The sequence below is a fragment of the Klebsiella sp. 1SOBk10mer genome (genome assembly GCF_046602535.1).
Lineage (GTDB): Bacteria > Pseudomonadota > Gammaproteobacteria > Enterobacterales > Enterobacteriaceae > Klebsiella > Klebsiella quasipneumoniae.
Map to the genome: position 1 here is coordinate 1 of NZ_JBKIUP010000085.1, position 218 is coordinate 218.

The window sequence follows — 218 nt, forward strand, 5'->3', positions numbered from 1 at the left end:
TGAACCCCCGAACAGCTGTTTTACCCGGTACATCGCCGTTTCCGCTATCGAGCGACGGTTGTAATCTGTTGTCCATTTCCACCGCGCATTACTCCCGGTCATTCGCTGATTCGCAACAGCACGGTTACGGTCTGCATATTCACCGGGCCAGTAACCCGCACCTTTTCGGGGAGGGATAAGCGCGCTGATTTTCTTACGCCGCAGTTCATCGTGACAGA

Annotated in this window: 1 protein-coding gene; it reads right to left on the reverse strand. The window is 54.6% G+C overall.

From position 1 onward, the window contains the following. Window positions 1-218 (reverse strand): transposase (locus tag ACLH1I_RS26745; protein ID WP_213076161.1); only part of this gene is annotated, 218 nt, incomplete at both ends.